The organism is Nocardia sp. NPDC051833, assembly GCF_040681225.1.
In the GTDB taxonomy this organism is placed as follows: domain Bacteria; phylum Actinomycetota; class Actinomycetes; order Mycobacteriales; family Mycobacteriaceae; genus Nocardia.
In genome coordinates, this window is the sequence record NZ_JBFAYK010000008.1 from 89,654 (window position 1) to 107,922 (window position 18,269).

20 protein-coding genes are annotated in these 18,269 nt (G+C 69.5%); 8 read left to right on the plus strand and 12 right to left on the minus strand.

Going from position 1 to position 18,269, the window contains the following annotated elements; all coding sequences use genetic code 11:
• Positions 1 to 3 precede the first annotated feature (3 nt).
• Positions 4 to 840, minus strand: coding sequence for a lysophospholipase (locus AB0L91_RS33755; protein WP_365016808.1), 837 nt, complete (start codon positions 838 to 840; stop codon positions 4 to 6).
• Positions 837 to 2,249 (minus strand): M20/M25/M40 family metallo-hydrolase, encoded by a 1,413-nt coding sequence (locus AB0L91_RS33760; RefSeq protein ID WP_365016810.1) that lies wholly within the window; start codon positions 2,247 to 2,249, stop codon positions 837 to 839. The genes AB0L91_RS33755 and AB0L91_RS33760 overlap by 4 nt, the downstream gene beginning before the upstream one ends.
• 127 nt (positions 2,250 to 2,376) lie before the next feature.
• Between AB0L91_RS33760 and AB0L91_RS33765 the strand changes: the two genes are divergently transcribed.
• The gene (locus AB0L91_RS33765; RefSeq protein WP_357347627.1) at positions 2,377 to 3,120 is read left to right on the plus strand and encodes a DUF4191 domain-containing protein; all 744 of its coding nucleotides are present in this window, start codon (positions 2,377 to 2,379) and stop codon (positions 3,118 to 3,120) included.
• 56 nt (positions 3,121 to 3,176) lie between these two features.
• Here the strand turns inward: AB0L91_RS33765 and AB0L91_RS33770 are convergent, their stop codons facing one another.
• Positions 3,177 to 3,560 carry a YrdB family protein gene (locus AB0L91_RS33770; protein WP_365016812.1) on the minus strand — a complete coding sequence of 128 codons (384 nt, stop codon included), beginning with the start codon at positions 3,558 to 3,560 and terminating at the stop codon, positions 3,177 to 3,179.
• A gap of 40 nt (positions 3,561 to 3,600) precedes the next feature.
• Positions 3,601 to 4,056 (minus strand): RDD family protein, encoded by a 456-nt coding sequence (locus AB0L91_RS33775; protein ID WP_355279196.1) that lies wholly within the window; start codon positions 4,054 to 4,056, stop codon positions 3,601 to 3,603.
• Between the two features lie 251 nt (positions 4,057 to 4,307).
• Between AB0L91_RS33775 and glnA the strand changes: the two genes are divergently transcribed.
• Entirely contained in the window at positions 4,308 to 5,744 is a 1,437-nt protein-coding gene (gene glnA, locus AB0L91_RS33780; RefSeq protein ID WP_357347621.1) for a type I glutamate--ammonia ligase, read from the plus strand.
• A gap of 77 nt (positions 5,745 to 5,821) precedes the next feature.
• On the opposite strand, the gene AB0L91_RS33785 is transcribed toward glnA, so the two are convergent.
• Positions 5,822 to 6,412, minus strand: a complete 591-nt coding sequence (locus AB0L91_RS33785; protein ID WP_365016814.1) for a TetR family transcriptional regulator — start codon at positions 6,410 to 6,412, stop codon at positions 5,822 to 5,824.
• Between the two features lie 62 nt (positions 6,413 to 6,474).
• Between AB0L91_RS33785 and AB0L91_RS33790 the strand changes: the two genes are divergently transcribed.
• Positions 6,475 to 7,362 (plus strand): SDR family NAD(P)-dependent oxidoreductase, encoded by an 888-nt coding sequence (locus AB0L91_RS33790; protein WP_365016816.1) that lies wholly within the window; start codon positions 6,475 to 6,477, stop codon positions 7,360 to 7,362.
• 48 nt (positions 7,363 to 7,410) lie between these two features.
• Here AB0L91_RS33790 and AB0L91_RS33795 read toward each other — a convergent pair whose 3' ends face one another.
• Positions 7,411 to 7,881, minus strand: a complete 471-nt coding sequence (locus tag AB0L91_RS33795) for a hypothetical protein (RefSeq protein WP_357347615.1) — start codon at positions 7,879 to 7,881, stop codon at positions 7,411 to 7,413.
• Between the two features lie 109 nt (positions 7,882 to 7,990).
• Positions 7,991 to 8,617, minus strand: a complete 627-nt coding sequence (locus AB0L91_RS33800; RefSeq protein WP_365016818.1) for a TetR/AcrR family transcriptional regulator — start codon at positions 8,615 to 8,617, stop codon at positions 7,991 to 7,993.
• 108 nt (positions 8,618 to 8,725) lie between these two features.
• Here AB0L91_RS33800 and AB0L91_RS33805 point away from each other — a divergent pair, with 108 nt between their 5' ends.
• Positions 8,726 to 9,526: a thioesterase family protein gene (locus AB0L91_RS33805; protein WP_365016819.1), complete on the plus strand. Its 801-nt coding sequence runs from the start codon at positions 8,726 to 8,728 to the stop codon at positions 9,524 to 9,526.
• Between the two features lie 59 nt (positions 9,527 to 9,585).
• On the plus strand, positions 9,586 to 11,238 hold the full coding sequence (locus AB0L91_RS33810; RefSeq protein ID WP_365016821.1) for a CocE/NonD family hydrolase: 1,653 nt from the start codon (positions 9,586 to 9,588) through the stop codon (positions 11,236 to 11,238).
• A 103-nt stretch (positions 11,239 to 11,341) separates the two neighbouring features.
• Here AB0L91_RS33810 and AB0L91_RS33815 read toward each other — a convergent pair whose 3' ends face one another.
• On the minus strand, positions 11,342 to 12,277 hold the full coding sequence (locus AB0L91_RS33815) for a nitronate monooxygenase (protein WP_365016858.1): 936 nt from the start codon (positions 12,275 to 12,277) through the stop codon (positions 11,342 to 11,344).
• A 171-nt stretch (positions 12,278 to 12,448) separates the two neighbouring features.
• On the opposite strand from AB0L91_RS33815, the gene AB0L91_RS33820 reads away from it, so the two are divergent.
• Positions 12,449 to 12,745, plus strand: a complete 297-nt coding sequence (locus AB0L91_RS33820; RefSeq protein WP_365016823.1) for a hypothetical protein — start codon at positions 12,449 to 12,451, stop codon at positions 12,743 to 12,745.
• On the opposite strand, the gene AB0L91_RS33825 is transcribed toward AB0L91_RS33820, so the two are convergent.
• Positions 12,678 to 13,259 carry a helix-turn-helix domain-containing protein gene (locus tag AB0L91_RS33825; protein WP_365016825.1) on the minus strand — a complete coding sequence of 194 codons (582 nt, stop codon included), beginning with the start codon at positions 13,257 to 13,259 and terminating at the stop codon, positions 12,678 to 12,680. The genes AB0L91_RS33820 and AB0L91_RS33825 overlap by 68 nt on opposite strands.
• Before the next feature lie 100 nt (positions 13,260 to 13,359).
• Between AB0L91_RS33825 and AB0L91_RS33830 the strand changes: the two genes are divergently transcribed.
• Both AB0L91_RS33830 and AB0L91_RS33835 read left to right on the plus strand, forming a co-directional pair.
• Positions 13,360 to 14,016: a methyltransferase domain-containing protein gene (locus AB0L91_RS33830; protein WP_365016827.1), complete on the plus strand. Its 657-nt coding sequence runs from the start codon at positions 13,360 to 13,362 to the stop codon at positions 14,014 to 14,016.
• A gap of 62 nt (positions 14,017 to 14,078) precedes the next feature.
• Complete coding sequence (locus AB0L91_RS33835; protein ID WP_365016829.1) at positions 14,079 to 14,720, plus strand: HD domain-containing protein; 642 nt, start codon at positions 14,079 to 14,081, stop codon at positions 14,718 to 14,720.
• Positions 14,721 to 15,574: 854 nt separating this feature from the next.
• On the opposite strand, the gene AB0L91_RS33840 is transcribed toward AB0L91_RS33835, so the two are convergent.
• Genes AB0L91_RS33840 through AB0L91_RS33850 form a run of 3 tightly spaced genes read right to left on the minus strand, consistent with a single transcriptional unit; the run spans position 15,575 to position 18,250 of the window.
• The gene (locus AB0L91_RS33840; protein WP_365016831.1) at positions 15,575 to 16,297 is read right to left on the minus strand and encodes a copper homeostasis protein CutC; all 723 of its coding nucleotides are present in this window, start codon (positions 16,295 to 16,297) and stop codon (positions 15,575 to 15,577) included.
• 1 nt (position 16,298) lies between these two features.
• Positions 16,299 to 17,078: a glucosamine-6-phosphate deaminase gene (nagB, locus tag AB0L91_RS33845; protein ID WP_365016832.1), complete on the minus strand. Its 780-nt coding sequence runs from the start codon at positions 17,076 to 17,078 to the stop codon at positions 16,299 to 16,301.
• Complete coding sequence (locus AB0L91_RS33850) at positions 17,078 to 18,250, minus strand: amidohydrolase family protein (RefSeq protein ID WP_365016833.1); 1,173 nt, start codon at positions 18,248 to 18,250, stop codon at positions 17,078 to 17,080. Before AB0L91_RS33850 ends, nagB begins: the two co-directional genes overlap by 1 nt.
• Positions 18,251 to 18,269 lie beyond the last annotated feature (19 nt).

The following is an 18,269-nucleotide window of genomic DNA, read 5'->3' on the forward strand; positions in this document are numbered from 1 at the left end:
AAGTTACTCGTCGGTAATATGCTGCGAGAGCCAGTCGACGACGTCCGCGATCACCTGGTCGCGCTCGGGTTCGTTGAACACCTCGTGGAACAGCCCCGGGTAGCGCAGCACCGTCACGTCGGACGATCCGGCGTCGCGTTCGAGCACGTCGGCGCTCGACGGCGCGGCGATGGTGTCGGCGGTGCCGTGCACCACCAGCAGCGGCGGGGTGAGCGCGTCGAGACGCTGCTTGACCAGCGCGGTGTGCTGCAGGATCTCCACCGCGGTGCGGGCGGGCAGCTTGCCGCGGAACACCAGCGGGTCGTCGTCGTAGGCGCGCACCACCGCGGGATCGCGGCTGATCGTCGACGAATCCAAGGTCAGCACACCGAGATTCGGCGCGATCCGGGTGAGCAGGGGCGCGGCCAGGCGCTGCACCGGATTGCCCAGCGGGATGTCCAGCGGCGGCGCCGACACCACGACCCCGGCCACGTCGACCGGGCCGCGGGTCGCCAGGTGCAGCACCACCAGGCTGCCCATCGAATGACCGAGCAGGAAGCGGGGGACGCCGGGATGGGCCTTGCCCGCCAGGTCGAGCAGTACGGCCACATTGTCGGCGGCGGCGTGCATCGAGCCGATATTGGCCGCCGCGCCCTCCGACAGGCCGTGCCCGATGTGATCGAGCGCGTACACCGCGAAGCCCTGCGCGGCCAGCGCGTCGCCCACGTACTCGTAGCGTCCCGAATGCTCGGCGACACCGTGCACCAGCACCACCACCGCACGCGGGGCGGAGGTGGGTTGCCAAGCGCGCCAGGCGATCCGGCCGCCGTTACCGGCGAATTCGCCCGTGTCCGTCGTCATCGCTGCGCTGCTCCTTCGTCGCCGGGCGCCACCGCGAGCCGCTCGATCAGGCGCCGATTGAACTCGATCAGTCGAGCGTAGTTGAGCCGGGAGATCCGCTCGTCGGTTCCGTGGATCCGTTCCAGGTCCGCCGCGGTCAGCACAATCGGCGCGAAGTTGCAGCGGGTGGCGGCGAGCCCGTCGTAGTGCCGGGAATCGGTGGCGCCGGGCACCAATCCGGTGGTGGTCACGACGCCGGGGACGATCTCGGCGGCGAGCTCGGCGATCAGCGCGTAGGACGGGCCGGGCCCGGTGACGCGCGAGGGCTCCGACGCGGGCCCGACCAGCTCGATCGCCACCCCGATGTCGCGGATCACCCGGCGGCAGTGCGCGAGCACCGTCGACACCGAATCACCGGGCAGGATACGGAAATTCACCAGCGCCTCGGCGCTCTGCGGCAGCACATTGGCCTTCACCCCGCCACGGATCACCGTCGGCGCCGTCGTCGTACGGACCAGCGCCTCGGTGGTGGGGCCCGCCGCCAGGATCCGGGTGACCAGCGGCCCCGCCAGCGTGGCCAGCCCGCGGGTATCGGCGAGTTCGAGCAGCTTGCGGCGCGGTTCCGGCAGCGCCACCCGCATCCGGGCGAGCATGTCGGTGATCACCGGCGTCAACCGCAGCGGCATCGGATGGTCCTGCACCCGGGCGACGGCGCGGGCCAGGCGACCGACCGCGGTCTGCTTGCCCGGCATGGACGAGTGCCCGCCGGTCTCGCTGACCGACAGCCGCACCGTCGCGTACCCCTTCTCGCCCAGCATGATGCTCGCGACCGGCCGCTCGACCCCCTCGGCCACGCCCTCGGTGATCACCCCGCCCTCGTCGAGCAGCAGTTCGGCCCGCACGTTCGCGTCCCGCAGGTGCTCGGCCATCCGGACCGCGCCGCCGTCGCCGAAGACCTCTTCGTCGTGCCCGAAGGCGAGGTAGACGGTGTGCCGGGGACGCACACCGGCCGTCAGCGACTGCTCGACGGCCTCGAGCACGGCCAGCACCCGGCTCTTGTCGTCGATCGCGCCCCGGCCCCAGATGAACTCCGCGTCGACGACGCCGGCGAACGGGGGATGGGTCCAGCGCTGCGCGTCGTCGACCGGGACCACGTCCTGGTGGGCCAGCAGGATCGCCGCGACCGGTCCCGGCTCGGCGCCGTCCCAGCGGTAGAGCCTGCTGCGGCCGAAGGTGGTCACGGTCAGCTCGGCGTGCACGCGCGGGAACGATGTCTCGAGGTGCTCGGCGAGCCGGGCGAACTCCGCGTCGGCGGTCTGGGTGGGGTCCTCGGTCGACACCGTCGCGCAGCGCAGCGCCGCGGCCAGCCGCTCGGCGACCGCGTCGTCGACCCCGGCGGTGACGGGGGATCCGGTCGGTTTCTCGATCATCGGGCGCACCCTCGCCATTGTTGCCCGTGCCCGGCGGGTTCGCCGTGAAAGGCGCCCGAATCGCCGTGTTCGAGGTCGGTGCGTATGCGGTCCGACGGCCCGGCGGAGGGCCATCTAAGCTGACACTATGGCAGGAGGCAAGGGCGGCAAGCCGTCGAAGGAAGCCAAGGCCGCGGCTAAAGCGGCCCGTAAGCAGGCATCACGCGAACGGCGTCAGCAGTTGTGGCAGGCGTTCAACATGCAGCGCAAGGAAGACAAGGCGCTGCTGCCGCTGATGATCGGCGCACTCGTCGGCACCGCGGTGGTCTTCTTCGTCGTCGGTCTGATCTTCGACATGCAGTGGTTCCTGCTGCCGCTGGGTCTGCTGCTCGGTGTGCTGTTCGCGTTCATCATCTTCGGACGTCGCGTGCAGAAGAACGTCTACCGCAAGGCCGAGGGCCAGGCGGGCGCGGCGGCGTGGGTGCTGGAGAACCTGCAGGGCAAGTGGCGGGTCGCCAACGGCGTCGCGGCCACCACCCAGCTCGACGCGGTGCACCGCGTCATCGGCCTGCCGGGTGTGGTCTTCGTCGCCGAGGGCTCCCCGCAGCGGGTGAAGTCGCTCATCGCGCAGGAGAAGAAGCGCACCGCCCGCCTCATCGGTGACACCCCCATCTACGAAGTGATCGTCGGCAACGACGAGGGCCAGACCCCGCTCAAGGATCTGCAGAAGTTCCTCACCAAGCTGCCGCGCAATATCGACGTCAAGCGGATCGACCAGATCGAGGGCAGGCTGACCGCGCTGAGCTCGCGCAGCGGCCCGGCGATGCCGAAGGGCCCGATGCCCCCCGGCGCCAAGATGAAGGGCATGCAGCGCGCGATCCGTCGCCGCTGAGCCCGCGTACCACCACGAGCCCGGCACCTGATCGCAGGTGCCGGGCTCGTGTCATGTCAGGAGTTCGGCGCCCGTCCGGTGAGCAGCCACAGGATCCGGTCGTAGGCCAGCAGGTGGTACCCGACCAGCACCGCCGTCGAGATCAGCGCGAGCCGGGGCAGTCCAGCGCCCCACAGCGCCGCGGCGCCACCGAAGAGCACGGCGACCTCGATCAGCAGCCGGACCGGGCCCGAGACGGGCACCGGCGCGCCGCCACTGCGGCTCGGATCGTCGGCGACGGCGAACGTGCCCCACAGCAGCGCGGCCGCGATCGGCAGCACGACGACGAGCAGATATCGCCAGGGCGAGTCGAAGGCCCGCCAGCCGAACACCCCGAACGAGGTGATGGCGACGAGCTCGAGCAGGAAACGCACGGCCAGCAGGGCCGGATTCAGTGACACGGCCACAGCGTAAAGGCCGCCCCCGGCCCGCCGCGACGGGTCAGCGCGCGTTGACCAGGGCCGTGCCCGTGGCGCGATCGTGCATGCCGCGCCCGTCGGCGTCGGTGAACAGCGCCGGGATGACGAACACCAGCAGCACCTGCCGCGCCAGCGCCCGCACGAACCCGACCGCCACCGGGGCGTCGATCCGCAGCACCCGCAGTTTCAGGAAGTACTGGCCGGGGGTGAACCCGAACAGCGTCACCGCGGCGACGCCGATCACGAACCACACCAGCAGTGGCATCGATGAGGAGGCGAAGCTGCGGGTGATCACGGCGGCGATCCCGACCGCGATGAACCAATCGACGAACAGCGCGACGACCCGGCGCCAGGTCGGCGCGAGCGAGCCCGCGCCCGCACGTGGCAGCCCGTACAGCTCGCCGGGGTAGCCGGATGTTTCCGGGTCGCCCGGTTCCGCCGGATTGCCGGAAAGCCATGTGCCGGTGATACGCGCCATGGGTCCCAGGATAGTGGCCGGCTATCGCCCGCTCACGACCGCATTAGTGGAGGTCACGTCACCGCGCGGTGGAGCGGATGGCAGGATTACGATGCAGGTCGCGCCCGGATGGCAGACATCACCAGATATCCGGCACGCGTAACACTGGCGAAACACAGCCTTGACTGTAGGGAAACACCGCGTCCATAGCGTCAGCTGGCGACGAACCCATGCATCGCGACTGGCTGGGAACCGATCCGTAAGGAGAACAAGTGACGTTCAGCACGGCCGAAGAGGTCATCCAGTACATCAAGGAAGAGGACATCGAATACGTCGATATCCGCTTCTCCGACCTTCCCGGCGTCCAGCAGCACTTCTCGATCCCGGCCAAGGCGTTCACCGCCGACCTGGCCGAAGAGGGTCTGGCGTTCGACGGCTCCTCGGTGCGTGGCTTCCAGTCGATCGACGAGTCGGACATGCTCCTGCTCCCCGACTTCAGCACCGCGCGGATCGACCCCTTCCGTGCCGCGAAGACCCTGAACCTGAACTTCTTCGTGCACGACCCGTTCACCCGTGAGGCCTACTCCCGCGACCCGCGCAACATCGCGCGCAAGGCGGAGGAGTACCTGCGTTCGACCGGCATCGCCGACACCGCCTACTTCGGTGCCGAGGCCGAGTTCTACATCTTCGACGGCATCCGCTACGGCTCGGGCATGAACGGCTCGTTCTACGAGATCGAGTCGGTCTCGGGCTCGTGGAACACCGGCAACGAGTTCAACCCGGACGGCAGCCGCAACCTGGGCTACAAGGTCCGCAACAAGGGTGGCTACTTCCCCGTCGCCCCGTACGACCACTACGTCGACCTGCGCGACAAGATCTCGACCAACCTGCAGAACGCGGGCTTCGAGCTCGAGCGCGGCCACCACGAGGTCGGCACCGCCGGTCAGGCCGAGATCAACTACAAGTTCGGCACGCTGCTCTCCGCCGCGGACGACCTGCAGCTGTTCAAGTACATCGTGAAGAACACCGCGTGGCAGGAAGGCAAGTCTGTCACCTTCATGCCGAAGCCCCTCTTCGGTGACAACGGCTCGGGCATGCACGTGCACCAGTCGCTGTGGAAGGACGGCAAGCCGCTGTTCCACGACGAGGCCGGCTACGGCGGCCTGTCGGATCTGGCGCGTCACTACATCGGCGGCATCCTGCACCACGCCCCGTCGCTGCTGGCGTTCACCAACCCGACCGTCAACTCCTACCACCGTCTGGTGCCGGGCTACGAGGCCCCCATCAACCTGGTGTACTCGCAGCGCAACCGCTCGGCTGCCGTGCGTATCCCGGTGACGGGCAACAACCCGAAGGCCAAGCGCATCGAGTTCCGCGCGCCGGACTCCTCGGGCAACCCGTACCTGGCCTTCGCCGCCATGATGATGGCCGGCCTGGACGGCATCAAGAACAAGATCGAGCCGCTGGCTCCGGTCGACAAGGACCTCTACGAGCTGCCGCCCGAGGAGGCCAAGAACATCCCGCAGGCCCCCACCAGCCTGGCCACGGTCATCGACCGCCTCGAGCAGGATCACGACTACCTCACCGAGGGCAACGTCTTCACCGAGGACCTGATCGAGACCTGGATCCAGATCAAGCGCGACAGCGAAATCGCGCCGGTCAACCTGCGCCCGCACCCGTACGAGTTCGAGCTGTACTACGACGTGTAAGTCGTACCAGCCGATTCGTCGGTAGCAGTGCCTGAATCGCCCGTCCACGGATTCCGTGGGCGGGCGATTCGCGTTCGCTAGGTGCCGAGTGACGGCAGCGTCTCGGACAGGGCCGCGCGGGCGGCGGCGACGTGATCGGCGAGCTCGCCGCCCTGGCTGAGCCACACCCGATAGGCGGAGAAGAAACAGGCCATGCCGATCTTCGCCCAGAGCGACGGGCGGACATCGGTGCCGACCGCCACGCCGAGCTGGCGGGCCAGGTGGTGTTCGACGAGGTGCTCGACAGCGGCCTGTTTGGCGAGATCGCGGGCCTGTAGGGCCGGCGAGCTCGCGATCAGCGCGTCGCGGGTACGGGCCTTGACAAGATTTTCGCTGCCGAATCGGCCGACCAGGGGAGCGATGACCACGGCCAGCGTGGTCTCGGGGTGTTCGCCCGCGGGGCGTTCGGCGAGCAGCCGGGTCAGGTCGGCGCGCAGTTCCTCGTCCTCGGGGAAGACCAGCTCTTCCTTGCTGGTGAAGTAGCGATGCAGGGTCCTGGTACCGACTTCGGCGGCGGCCGCGATCTCGGCGACGGTGACGTCGTCGAATCCCCGTTCGGCGAAGAGCGTGAACGCCGTGTCGACGATGGATTGCCTGGTCCGTTCCCGTTTGAGATCCCGCAGCGACATCGGAACAGTGTCGCACGCCGATGTCATATGGCAGACTGTGCCATATGACATCAGGTGACAGAATGATTGTGGTGACCGGTGGCACCAGCGGCCTCGGCTACGAATGCGCCCGCACGCTCGTGCTGGACCCGCGCAATCACGTCGTGATCACCGGTCGCGACGGCGCCCGCACGCACGCATCGGCAGCGGCCATCAACGCGCACGGTCGCCCGCTCGACTTGTCTTCGCGCGCATCGGTTCTCGCGTTCGCCGGTGAACTCGTCGCGGCCGACCTACCGCCCCTGCGCGGCCTCGTCTGCAACGCCGGCCTGCAATTCACCAGCCGCGTGCTCACCGCCGACGGCATGGAAGCGACCTTCGCCATCAACCACCTCGGCCATGTCGGCCTCATCCGCGAACTGGTCGACCACTTGGTCGCCCCGGCGCGAATCGTCCTGGTGTCGTCGGGAACGCACAATCCCGATCAGTTCACCGGCATGCCACACCCGCTCCATGCGACCGCCCGCGAACTCGCCTATCCGCCCGAGTCCGCCGAATCGCCCCAGCGTGATGCCCGGCGTCGGTATTCGACATCGAAGCTGGCGAACCTGCAGACGGCCTACCACCTGGCCCGCGAACTCGCGCCGCGTGGCATCACCGTGAACGCCTACGACCCCGGCCTCATGCCCGGCACCGGATTGGCCAGAGACGCAGGTACTTTCCAGCGCGCGGCCTGGCGAACCATCGCCCGAACGCTGCTCGTGCTCCCCGGTGTGCGAACCCCGCGCAGGTCCGGCGCCGATCTCGCATGGTTGGTCGCGGCACCCGAGCGCGCGGGCGACACCGGCGAATATCTGGTGGGTCGCAGGCCGGTTCGGTCGTCGAAGGTGTCCTACGACGAGGAGCTACAGGCGGCCCTGTATCGCGACAGCATCGAGCTGCTCGACGAATTGGACGCCAGGACGGCCTGACTCACGCACGCTCAGTGCGTTGAGCTGTTCGGCACCGCCTGTCGGGACCTAAGGTGCGGCGAGCTTCGAGTGGATGGCGGCGACGAAGGCGGTGGCGTCGGGGTGGGGGCCGGGGCCCAGGTTGAAGTGGCTGTGGTCGGCCCAGGAGCCGAGCATGGTGGCGTCGGAGCGGTCCGGGGGTTGGAGAGCGGCGCGTTCGAGGGTGAAGATCCGCACGTTCTCGGACTCGTCGGGGAGAACGACGGCGACGAAATGCGCTTCCGCGGGGGCGGCTGGTGTCGGGAGCTGGACCAGCAGGAGCCGGAATCCGTCGCCGTCGAGGCGGCGGCCGCTGATGTCGTCGCAGGGCAGCCGGTCGTCGGGGGCGAGCTGCTCACCGACGGTGTCCCACAGGTACTTCAGCTGTTCGGTGTAGCCGAACGGCGGTTCGTCGGTGACCATGCGAGCGCCGAGCCGCTGCGCTAGATCGGGCAGGACCCGATGGGCGAATTGATAGTGATGGGTTCTCGGTTCAGCCACAGTGGGTCCCTCCCGTGACGAGCGAGAATTCCCCGCCCGTGCCCGAGAAACTACCCCTTCGCTCCGACGCCTGACCCGCGGGTCCGTGCAGTGCCCGATCTGCGAGGTTTCAGGCTCGGACGAACAGGCGCAGTGACTCCTCGACCACGGCATCGCGGGTCCGCCCGTCCGGGTCGGCCTCGGGGCGGAGCCAGATCGAGGCGTGGTTGAGGATGCCGTGCAGGCAGTGCAGCGCGACCGACGGGTCGGGGCAATCGAATTCGCCGGACGCGATGCCCGCGTCGACGACCTCGCGAAAGAGCCGGTCGTGCCGCCGGCGCATGGTCTTGATCGACTCGGTGTGCTCGGCGGGCCACGGCGCCGGGAACGAGAAGAGTTTCCCCACTTCGGGATACAGCGCCGTGAGGACCCGCAGCTGCTCGGCGACGAGCGCGCGCAGTCGATCGGCCGCGGATCGATCCGCCGCCGCGTCGAGCGCGGCGCCGAGGTGGGTCAGGACATCGGAGGTCAGTTTCTCCAGCGCGGCGGAGACCAGCGCGTCCTTGCTCGGAAAATAGTGGTAGAGGGTCGCTTTCGCGATATCGGAGCGCTCGGCGACGTCCTCGAATCGCATCCCCTGATAGCCGCTGCTCGACAGGATCTGCAACGCGGCATCGATCATCTCCGCCTTGCGGCGATCGCGGCGTCTGGCCGCGCGCCCGGCGGGCGCGACGCTCTCGTCCGCCATCGAAGTCATCGGCCGATCATATCGGGCGGCGTCGGCGGGTCCGTGATGCTGTGAAGTCGACCACAAGGATGGTGAATCGACTGGAAAGATGAAAATTCGACCCGTAGGTTGAGTTTTGTGACGGAGACGATCGCCCCCAGCTACTTCCAGCGCGTCGGCACGCACAGCTTCGTGCCCACCGCCAACGCGGGCGGCGCCTGGGCCCGCGACGAACAGCACTTCAGCCCCGTAGGCGGACTGATCGTGCACGAGATCCTGCGCACGCGAGCGCGCGAACAACGCCCCGCGCTGGCGCTGAGCCGGATCAGCTTCGACATCCTCGGCCGCATCGGCTTCGAGGAGTTCGACATCGAGGTCAGGACCGTCCGGCCCGGCCGCACCATCGAACTGGTCGAGGCCACGGTCGTCATCGCCGGTCGCGATGTCGTGAGCGCCCGCGCCTGGCTGCTGAGCGATCAGGACACCGACAGCGTCGCCGGTGGCGAACCCGATCGGCTGCCCGCCCCCGACACCCTGTCCTCGTGGGCGCTGAGCTCGGTCTGGCCCGGCGGCTACATCGCCACCATCGACACCCGCCCCGTCGGGCTCCCGCAGCCGGGGCGCACCGCCGCGTGGATCCATTCAGCGGTGGAACTGGTGTCCGGCGAATCGAGCGAGCCCCTGGCGTCGTTCATCGCGCTGGTCGACACCGCCAACGGCATCGCGGTCCGCCAGGAGCCGACCAAGTGGATGTTCCCCAACGTCGACCTGACGATCCACCTGTATCGGCAGCCCGAGGGCGAGTGGACCGGCCTCGACACCAGCGTCACCTTCGGCCACACCGGTCAGGGCCTGACCAGCACCGTGCTGCACGACGTCCGCGGACCGGTCGGCGTGGCCCAGCAGATCCTCACCGTTCGCCCGCAACCCCAGCCCTAGGTCACGGCCCCCGGATCTCGGGGCTGGACTCCCACGACGCGACCGGCCATAGTCCATCCGTGCAATGGGGTGCGATGGTGGCGCGGGTCGCCGCCGGTGTGGCGTTGGTGCTGGGAATGGCGGCGCCGGTGTCGGCCGAGCCGGTGAATGTGGCGTTCCAGTGGACGCAGGAGTACCTGACCGCCCCCGACGGCACCCGCCTGCACGCCGACATCCTGCGGCCGCAAGGCCTGGCCGACGACGTGCGCACCCCGGTGCTGCTGACGGTCAGCCCGTACCGCGCGCACCTCGCTTACCTGACGCAACCGCGCCCCGAGGGCGGCCCGTCGACCGATAATCTGCCGGTCGAGTGGGCGCTGAAGGCCGGCTACACCTACGTGATCGTGGATCTGCGCGGCTACGGCGGCTCCAACGGCTGCCCGGATTTCGGTGGCCCGGGGGAGCAGTCCGACGTCGCCGCCGCCGTCGAGTGGGCGGCGAGCAAGCCGTGGTCGACTGGCCGCGTCGGCGTCGTCGGCACCTCGTACGAGGGCTGGACCGGCATGCTCGCGCTGGCCGCGAAACCGAAGGGCTTGGCCGCCGTCGCCGCGTTCGAACCGGTCGTCGACCCCTACTCCTACCTGTACATGCAGGGCATCTCGTGGAAGTTCGGCGGAAAACCACTGACCGAGGACGGACTTCGCCCCGCCGACCTCGCCGGCCCCGAACACCTCGCCATCGCCCACACCCCCGGCCGCTGGGACGACTCACCCGAATACCAGGCCAACGCCGTCGCGCTGACCAAGGAATGCACGGACAACTACCTCGCCCTCACCACCGACCACGACGCCGCCAACCCGGGCTGGCGAGACCGCGACCTCGTCGACGACCTGCGCGGCAACACCACCCCGCTGTTCCTCGGCCAGAGCTTCCTCGACTCCAACACCCGTGCCGACCGCGTCCTGGACGCTTGGCAGGCGATGGGCCCCGGCGAGCATCGGGCCTGGTTCGGCCAGTGGGGTCACTCCGACTGCCGCAGCCGCTGCGGCACACCGCATTTCACCGACGAACTGGCCGCGTTCCTGGATCGGCACGTCGCCGGTGCCGCCGTCGACGTGCCGGGCCCGCCGGTCACCGTCGGCCAGTTCGACGGCGGCTGGCGCGGCGAGACCGTCTGGCCGCCGGTCGATTCCGAGCGCGTGACCGTCGACTTGCGCACCGGCACCTTCACCGATCGCGGCCTGCTCCCCGGCCCCGACCGCGAGATCTGGTCGATCTCGGCACCCGTCACCGACGCCCTGCACCTGGCGGGCCGGGCCACAGCGACCGTAAACCTGTCCGGACCGCCGGAAGCCACCGTCGCCCTGGAGCTCTACGACATCGCCCCCGACGGCCGCGCCACCGTGCTCACCCGCGGCATCGCCCCGGTCCGCCCGGAAGCCGCGATCCGCCTGCTCTGGCAGGACGCCCGCCTGGCCGCCGGCCATCGCCTCGGCATCCGGATCACCGATGTGGTCGACGACGTCTGGTCACACACCCCGGCCAACGCGGCGGTCACGGTGACCTCGGCCCGCCTGGAACTCCCGCTGCTCACCACCGCCCGCGAAACGAATCTGCCCGGCGGCGTACCGATCTGGCATGCCCGCTGGCGCACCGAGGAAACGATCCAGCTCGATCAGGGACTGCTGACCGATCCCGCTCGCGCCGTCGATTTGCGCAATCCTGTTCGCTGAGCCGCCGAGGGCCTGAGCCGCTTGGTCGTTGGGCTGTGGGCTCTAGAAACGCCTTGCGTCGGGATGGCGAGCCGCCGGACGGGTGAGCCGTAAGACCGGCCCCTCAGCGACGCAACAATGTGGCCGCATTCCGGCACAACCGGTCGACGATCGCGGCCGCGGGCTCGATGTGGGTGATCAGCCCGACGCCCTGTCCGGCGTCCACCGGGGCGATGGTCGCGTCGTCGGCGGCGATGGCCGTGCGCAGCAGGTCCGCGTCGGGGCGCGCCTCGTCGGGTTCCGGGCTCGACCACGGATCGGTGAAGTCGTTGCGGAGGACGCGCGCGGGATAGATCGGCGGCCACGGCAGATCGAGGGTCTCGTCGAATGCCGTCGTCACCACCGTGTGTGTCGAATCGGCCGCGAGCATCGCCCGGCGCGCGTTCTCGGGCAGCAGGGATTCCTCGGCCGCGGCGAGTGACGTCCCCAGCCAGGCTCCGGCCGCGCCCGCCGCCAGCACCGCGGCGAGCGTGCGCCCGGAACCGATCCCGCCCGCCGCCAGTACCGGCACGGTCGCGGTATCAAGGACCGCGTCGAGCAGCGGCAGCAGCGCGAGCCGGTCGGCCCCGTGACCGCCGCCTTCGCACCCGCGCGCGACCAGCACATCGATCCCGGCCTCCTGCGCGCGATGTGCCCCCGGCACGTCGTAGACCTGCGTGATCGCGAGAATTCCCGCGTCCTGCACCACCGGCACCCACGAGAAATCGGAGCCGAAGCTGATCGACAGGGCTCGCGGCCGGGCGGCGATCGCGGCGTCGAGGAGTCCGCTCTCGCGCTGTCGCACCCAGTCGACCAGCCCGATCCCGAACACCGTGTCCCCGGCGAGCGCGAGCTCGCGCTCCAGCGCGGCCACGGATCCGGCGCTGCCCATCCCGATCATGCCCAGCCCGCCCGCCGCGGTCACCGCCGCCGCGAGGCGCCCGCCTGCCGCCCCGCCCATCGGCGCGTTCACCACCGGCACGCGCAGGCCGAGCGAACGCGACCACGGTGTCGCCAGGATGTCGAGCTCCGGTGCGGTGGTCATGGGCGCAACACCTCTCGTCGTGGCTGGGCCCACCCATCATGCCAAGCTCACCCACGGTCTCGGGCGATCTGCTCGCGAACGGCGGGGCAGCACACCTCCCGGCGCGTATGTTCGACAGCAGTGCCGCGACGACCGACGGGGATTCGGATGACGATCAGGGAACGGCTCGAGCAGGCGGTCACCACGCCGCCGACCATCTTCGGCGACCCGGTGCCCGCCGCCGACGGCGCGACCGTGATCACCGTCGCCCGCGGTGGCGGATTCGGCAGGCCCGCGCGGCCGGTCGGCGTGTTCGTCATCCATGACGGCCGCGCGCGCTGGACACCCGCCGTCGACACCAACCGGATCGCTCAGCTCGGCGAATGGATCGGCCTGCTCACGGGCGTGATCGCGGCGCTGGCGCTGCTGCGCCGGCCACCGTGGCCCGACCTGCGTCGCCGCTGAGCCCGTACAGCGCCAGCGATTCGAAACGCTGCCACGCGGTCGCGGGCGGCACCGGATCGGCTGGGTCGATGACGGCGCCGAGGAAGCCGATCAGTCCCCAGGACAGGAATGCGACGGTGTCGCCGGGCAGCTCCGTGGCGAGTTCGCCGATCAGCTCGGCCACACACTGCCGATACGCGTGCAGCACCGTCGTGGTCGCCTTCGGCCCGATCAGCGGCTTGTAGACCTCCGGATATTGCGCGGCGAGCGCGAACATCACCCGCAGCGGCGCGAGCGGGGAGCCGGGCACGGTGGTGCGGGTGATCTCGCGGCGCAGGTACTCGGTGCAGCTGACCAGTAGCAGGTCGTCCTTGTCGCGATAGTGCGCGTAGAAGGTGGAGCGCCCGACATCGGCGCGCTCGATGACATCGCTGACCGTCACCCGGTCGTAGCCGCGCTCGATCATCAGCTCGATCAGCGCGCGGTGCAGATTGTCCCTGGTCCGGCGGACCCGTCGATCGGTGTGCTCGGCCATCGTTCCTCCACGGGACGGTTTCCCCGGATGTGTCCGGAAACGGACAGATCCGGCGGTTCTGGTCCTGGTCGCCGCCGTGGCCGCGCCCGACCATGGACCCATGTCAAGAAACCAGCTTCTCACCCCCATGTTCGTCGAGGACAGCGACACCGGCATCGTCATCGCGGGCCTGCGTCGCTACAACCTGTTCACCACGGTGTTCTTCCTCGGCAGGCAGCGTCGGCTGCTCGCCGAATTCGTCGCGGCCGCCGGGATCGCACCGGGACAGCGCACGCTCGATATCGGCTGCGGGCCAGGCAAACTCGTGCGCGCCTCGGGCGTCGCGACCGGACCGTCCGGCACGGCGGTCGGGGTCGACCCGTCCGCGATCGCCGTCGACGACAATCGCCGACGCGACCGCGCGGCGCACCACCGCTACGAACAGGCACCCGCCCAGGAACTCCCCTTCGACGACGGCGAATTCGACGTCGTCACCTGCACTTTCGTCATGCACCACATCCCGGCCCAGCACCGCACGGCCGCCATCGCCGAAATGTGGCGGGTCCTGCGCCCCGGCGGCCGGTTGCTGCTGGCCGACGCGTCGCTCACCCCGCGAGCGCGCCGGGTGCTGTCCCCGTTCTTCGGCGGCGGCAACCCCTTCGCCGACGCCGATATCCGCCACTACACCGACCAGTTGCGCGCGACCGGCTTCACCGAGCTCGACTTCACCCAGAGCAAGTACCAGACCGGCATCCTCACCGCCCGGAAGCCGCGCTGATTGTCGGTGGCCTCGGCTAGGGTCGATCTCGTCACGATCCGAGTCGAGCACGGGGGTGCGGTATGGAGTTCGATCAGCGGGAATCCGAGGCGCGGGCGTTCGCCCTCGAGTCCCACGGCGACCAACGCTACGGCGACCATCCCTATGTGAAGCACCTGGCGGCGGTCCGGGCCGTGCTCGACGACTTCGGCTACGACGGCGCGGTCGGCACCGCCGCCTGGCTGCACGACGTCATCGAGGACACCCCGGTCACCGCCGAGGACGTCGAATCTCGTTTCGGCCGTGAGGTTCTCGACCTGGTCTGGGCCGTCACCGGCGTCGGCCCGAACCGCAAGGCCCGCAACCTCGACGCCTACACCAAGATCGCCGCCCACCCACCCGCCGTCATCCTCAAGCTCGCCGACCGCACCGCCAACGCCGAGGCCAGCCCACCCGACAGCAGCTGGATGGGCATGTACCGCACCGAACACCCCACCTTCAAAGCCCACCTGGGCGCCCTGCTCGCGGGCGACCCGACAGTGGCCCGCATGTGGGAGCGCCTCGAACGCCGACTCGACCTGTCGGTCACCGCTCCCTCCGATCAGTGGGCGGAGATCGATCGACTGGTCGCGGCGGGGGAGCACGCCCAGGCCCTCGCGGCGGTCCAGGCGGCGTTCGACTGTAACCCCGGCGAAGCGGAACTCATTCTCGCCGAACGCTCTTGAATGTCGGTCCAGGCCGTCGACCACGATGTGGTGGTGTGCGGCTGCACTGGTCGTCTTGACGCGGGCCGCGAACGTAGCCGACTACCGAGCGCGATCGAGCGAAGTGACCGGGTGTCCGCCTGGATCGTCGAGAAGCCGGTCATCCGGTAGTTCCCTCGAGCCCGGAGGCGAGGGCTCTGAGTACATCGTCCAGCGCTCGTCGAACCCGGCGGTTCCGGGCGATGCAGGCCTGCGCGCGGGCCGGACAACCAGGATGCATCGCTGCAGGGTTCGGCCTCGCGTCCCGGCTCCAGACCGCGAGACCGTCGCAATCGCGGGTGGGAGGCGGCTGATCCCCGCCGTCAACAACACGGCCGTGCGATTTCGGTGAGTTCGCCGGTGCCAGCCAATTCCGTCACCGAAGCGTGAGCGACGGAGGCCGCTGGTGACTGGACCGGCGGGCAACCGCGGCGCGCTCGGCCCGGGCGAGGCCCAGCGGGGTGGCCCAACGAGATCATCGACGCCGGAACGGACTACGGGTTCCCGCTCGGCCGGCCGCACGCCACGCCTGCTCATCAGATCGGGCAAGGCGTGTCGCGAATCCGGTACCGGATTCCCCTCCCCGTCGTCACTTCACCTACCTGCTGTCGGTCGGCGGTGTGGCCGTTACCGCAGCCGAGCGCCGCTCGGTTCTTTGTTGGCGCGTCCGCCATTGTGGTGGCGGTGTGGGCTAGGTCGCGGTGGTGCCTTGTAGGGGCGGTTTCGGGTGGTTCAGCTGCCAACCTCCGCAGCGCAGCTCGCGTTTACCGGATCGGCGAGCTATATCCAGTGCTGCGGCCGGTCATCGTCTCATGGGGGCCGATCCAGGCCGCTGATCAGCCAGCCGCCGTGGTGCGCAGCCGTGCCGCGACCGCTGCGGCGAGTTCGTCGTCCAGTCGCTCGTGTCCGGCCGTGCCGCCACCCGGCCCGCCGTCATCGGCGACCACGCGGCGAGCGGAGAGGTGGATCGCGTCGACTCCGATGTGGGCTAGCGCTGGGATATCGGCCGCGGTGACACCACCACCGGCCATGATCTGGAGCCGGCCCGCCGCCTGTTCAACCATGGCGGCCAGCTCGTTGAGGCCGTCCGAGCAGCGAGCCGCGCCGCCGGAAGTGAGGACTCTGGTCATGCCCCCGTCGATCAATGTCTCGATCGCCGCCGCTCGGTCAGCGATCTGATCGATGGCCCGATGAAAGGTGAGTTCGATGTCGCCTACCGGAACCCCGTCGAGTACCCGCTCCAGCACGCCGACATCGACCCGATGGTCCGGGGTGAGTGCGCCGACGACGAGTCCGGCCACCCCGGCCGACACCGCCGCTTTCGCATCGGCATTCATCACCGCGATCTCGTCCTCGGCGTATACGAAACCGCCCGCGCGACAACGGATCAGCGCGTGCACCGGAATGCCGGTCGACACTACCGCCTCGATCATCCCGATACTCGGAGTCAGCCCACCCGTACTGCCCAGCGCCGCGCACAGTTCCACCCGATCCGCGCCGACCCGGCGGGCGCCGATCGCGCCCGCCACATCCTGCACCGCGAACTCGAGCGCGGTCATCTCAGAACGACTGCCAGGCGGGCTTGTTCGCCAGCGCGTACCGGTAGTAGTCGGCCAGTTTCAGCTTGCTCGCGGCGGCTTCGTCGATCACCACGGTGACGTGCCGGTGCCACTGCATGACCGAGGCCGGGCAGAACGCGGAGAGCGGGCCTTCCGCCGCGGCGGCGATGGCGTCGGCCTTGCCCGCGCCGAGCGCGATCATCACCAGGTGCCCGGCCTCGCCGATGGTGCCGAGCCCCTGGGTGAGCACGTGATGCGGCACGTCCTCGGGCCCGTCGAAGAAGCGGGCGTTGTCTTTTCGTGTCTGCTCGGTGAGTGTCTTCACCCGGGTGCGCGAGGTGAGCGCCGAGCCGGGCTCGTTGAAGCCGATGTGCCCGTCGGTGCCGATGCCGAGCAACTGCACGTCGACCCCGCCGGCCGCGGCGATGGCGGCGTCGTAGCGCCTCCCCTCGCCCGCGATGTCACCCGCTTCACCGTTCGGGCTCAGCACCCGCGCCGGATCGAGATTCACGTGGTCGACGAACTCGGAGCGGATCACCGAGAAGTACGACTGCGGGTGCTCTTTCGGCAGTCCCACGTACTCGTCGAGCAGGAACGCGCTCGCCGTCGAGAAGTCGATCGCGCCGTCGCGATACCGCCGCGCCAGCTCCTGGTAGCTGCCCAGCGGCGACGACCCGGTGGCCAGACCGAGGATCGCGTTGCCACGCTCCACATAGCCGCCGACGATATCGGCGACCGTGGTGGCCACCTCGTGCTCGTCCGCCCGGATCACGATTTCCATCAGATTCCTTCCGTTCCGGCGAGGAACACCCGCCGCGGCTGCAATGACTGGTCGGTGACGAGAAGGTCGGCTCGCAGGCCGACGGCGAGAACGCCGCGGTCGTCGAGACCGAGAACCCGTGCGGGCGTACGGGTGGCGGCGGTGACGGCGTTGACCAACGGGACCCCCGCGTTTCGCACGGTCCACCGCACCACCTCGAGCAACCGAGAGGTCCCACCCGCGATCGCCCCCTGCCTTCCGTCCTCGGTGGCGAGCCGGGCGACCCCATCGCGCACGCGCACATCGAGCGCGCCCAGTTGATAGTCACCGTCACCGAGACCGGCTGCCGCCATCGCATCGGACACCAGCGCGATCTGCTCGAGTCCCACCGTGTCGAACACCATCGCCACGGTCTCGGCCGCCAGATGCACACCATCGGCGATCAATTCGAGCACCATGTCGCCCCGACCGGCGGCGGCCAGACAGGCGCCGACCGGCCCGGGGGAGCGGTGGTGCAGGGCGGGCATGCCGTTGAACAGGTGCGTCGCGGTGATCGGCCCACCGGCCGCGTCCGCGATCCGCGCCGCCGTGGTGGCGGCATCGGCATCGGTGTGCCCGAGACTCGGCAGCACACCGTGGTGGCGCATGGCCGCGAGCAGTTCGGCGAAGTGCGCGGTCTCCGGCGCCAGGGTCATGGACCGGACCGTGCCCCGCGACGCCGCGTAGATCCGCTCGAACAACTCGGGATCACCGGGGATGATCGCCGCGGGATCCTGCGCACCACACCGGCATGCGTTGATGAACGGCCCTTCCAAATGGACCCCGAGCAGCACACCGTCATCCACCAGATCGGCGAGCAGCTCCGCCTGCCGAATCAACACCTCCGGCTGCGCGGACACGAGACTCCCGAGCAACCCGGTCGTGCCCTGACCACGATGATTCGCCGCGGCGACCCGCGCACCCGCCCCATCGGCATTGGGAAATCCGAACCCACCACCACCGTGGCAGTGCACGTCGATCAGCCCCGGCAGCACCAACTCGTCACTCGCCGACGGAAGCTGCGCAGCCGCAGGATAACCCGCTGCCGCACCCACCCAGGAGATGCGCCCATCCGTGAATTCGACCACCCCATCGGCGATCTCACCGGTGGGCGTTCCCACGAGCCGCCCCCGCACGACACCCCGTGCGGTCACTACGACACCCCTTGCCTGA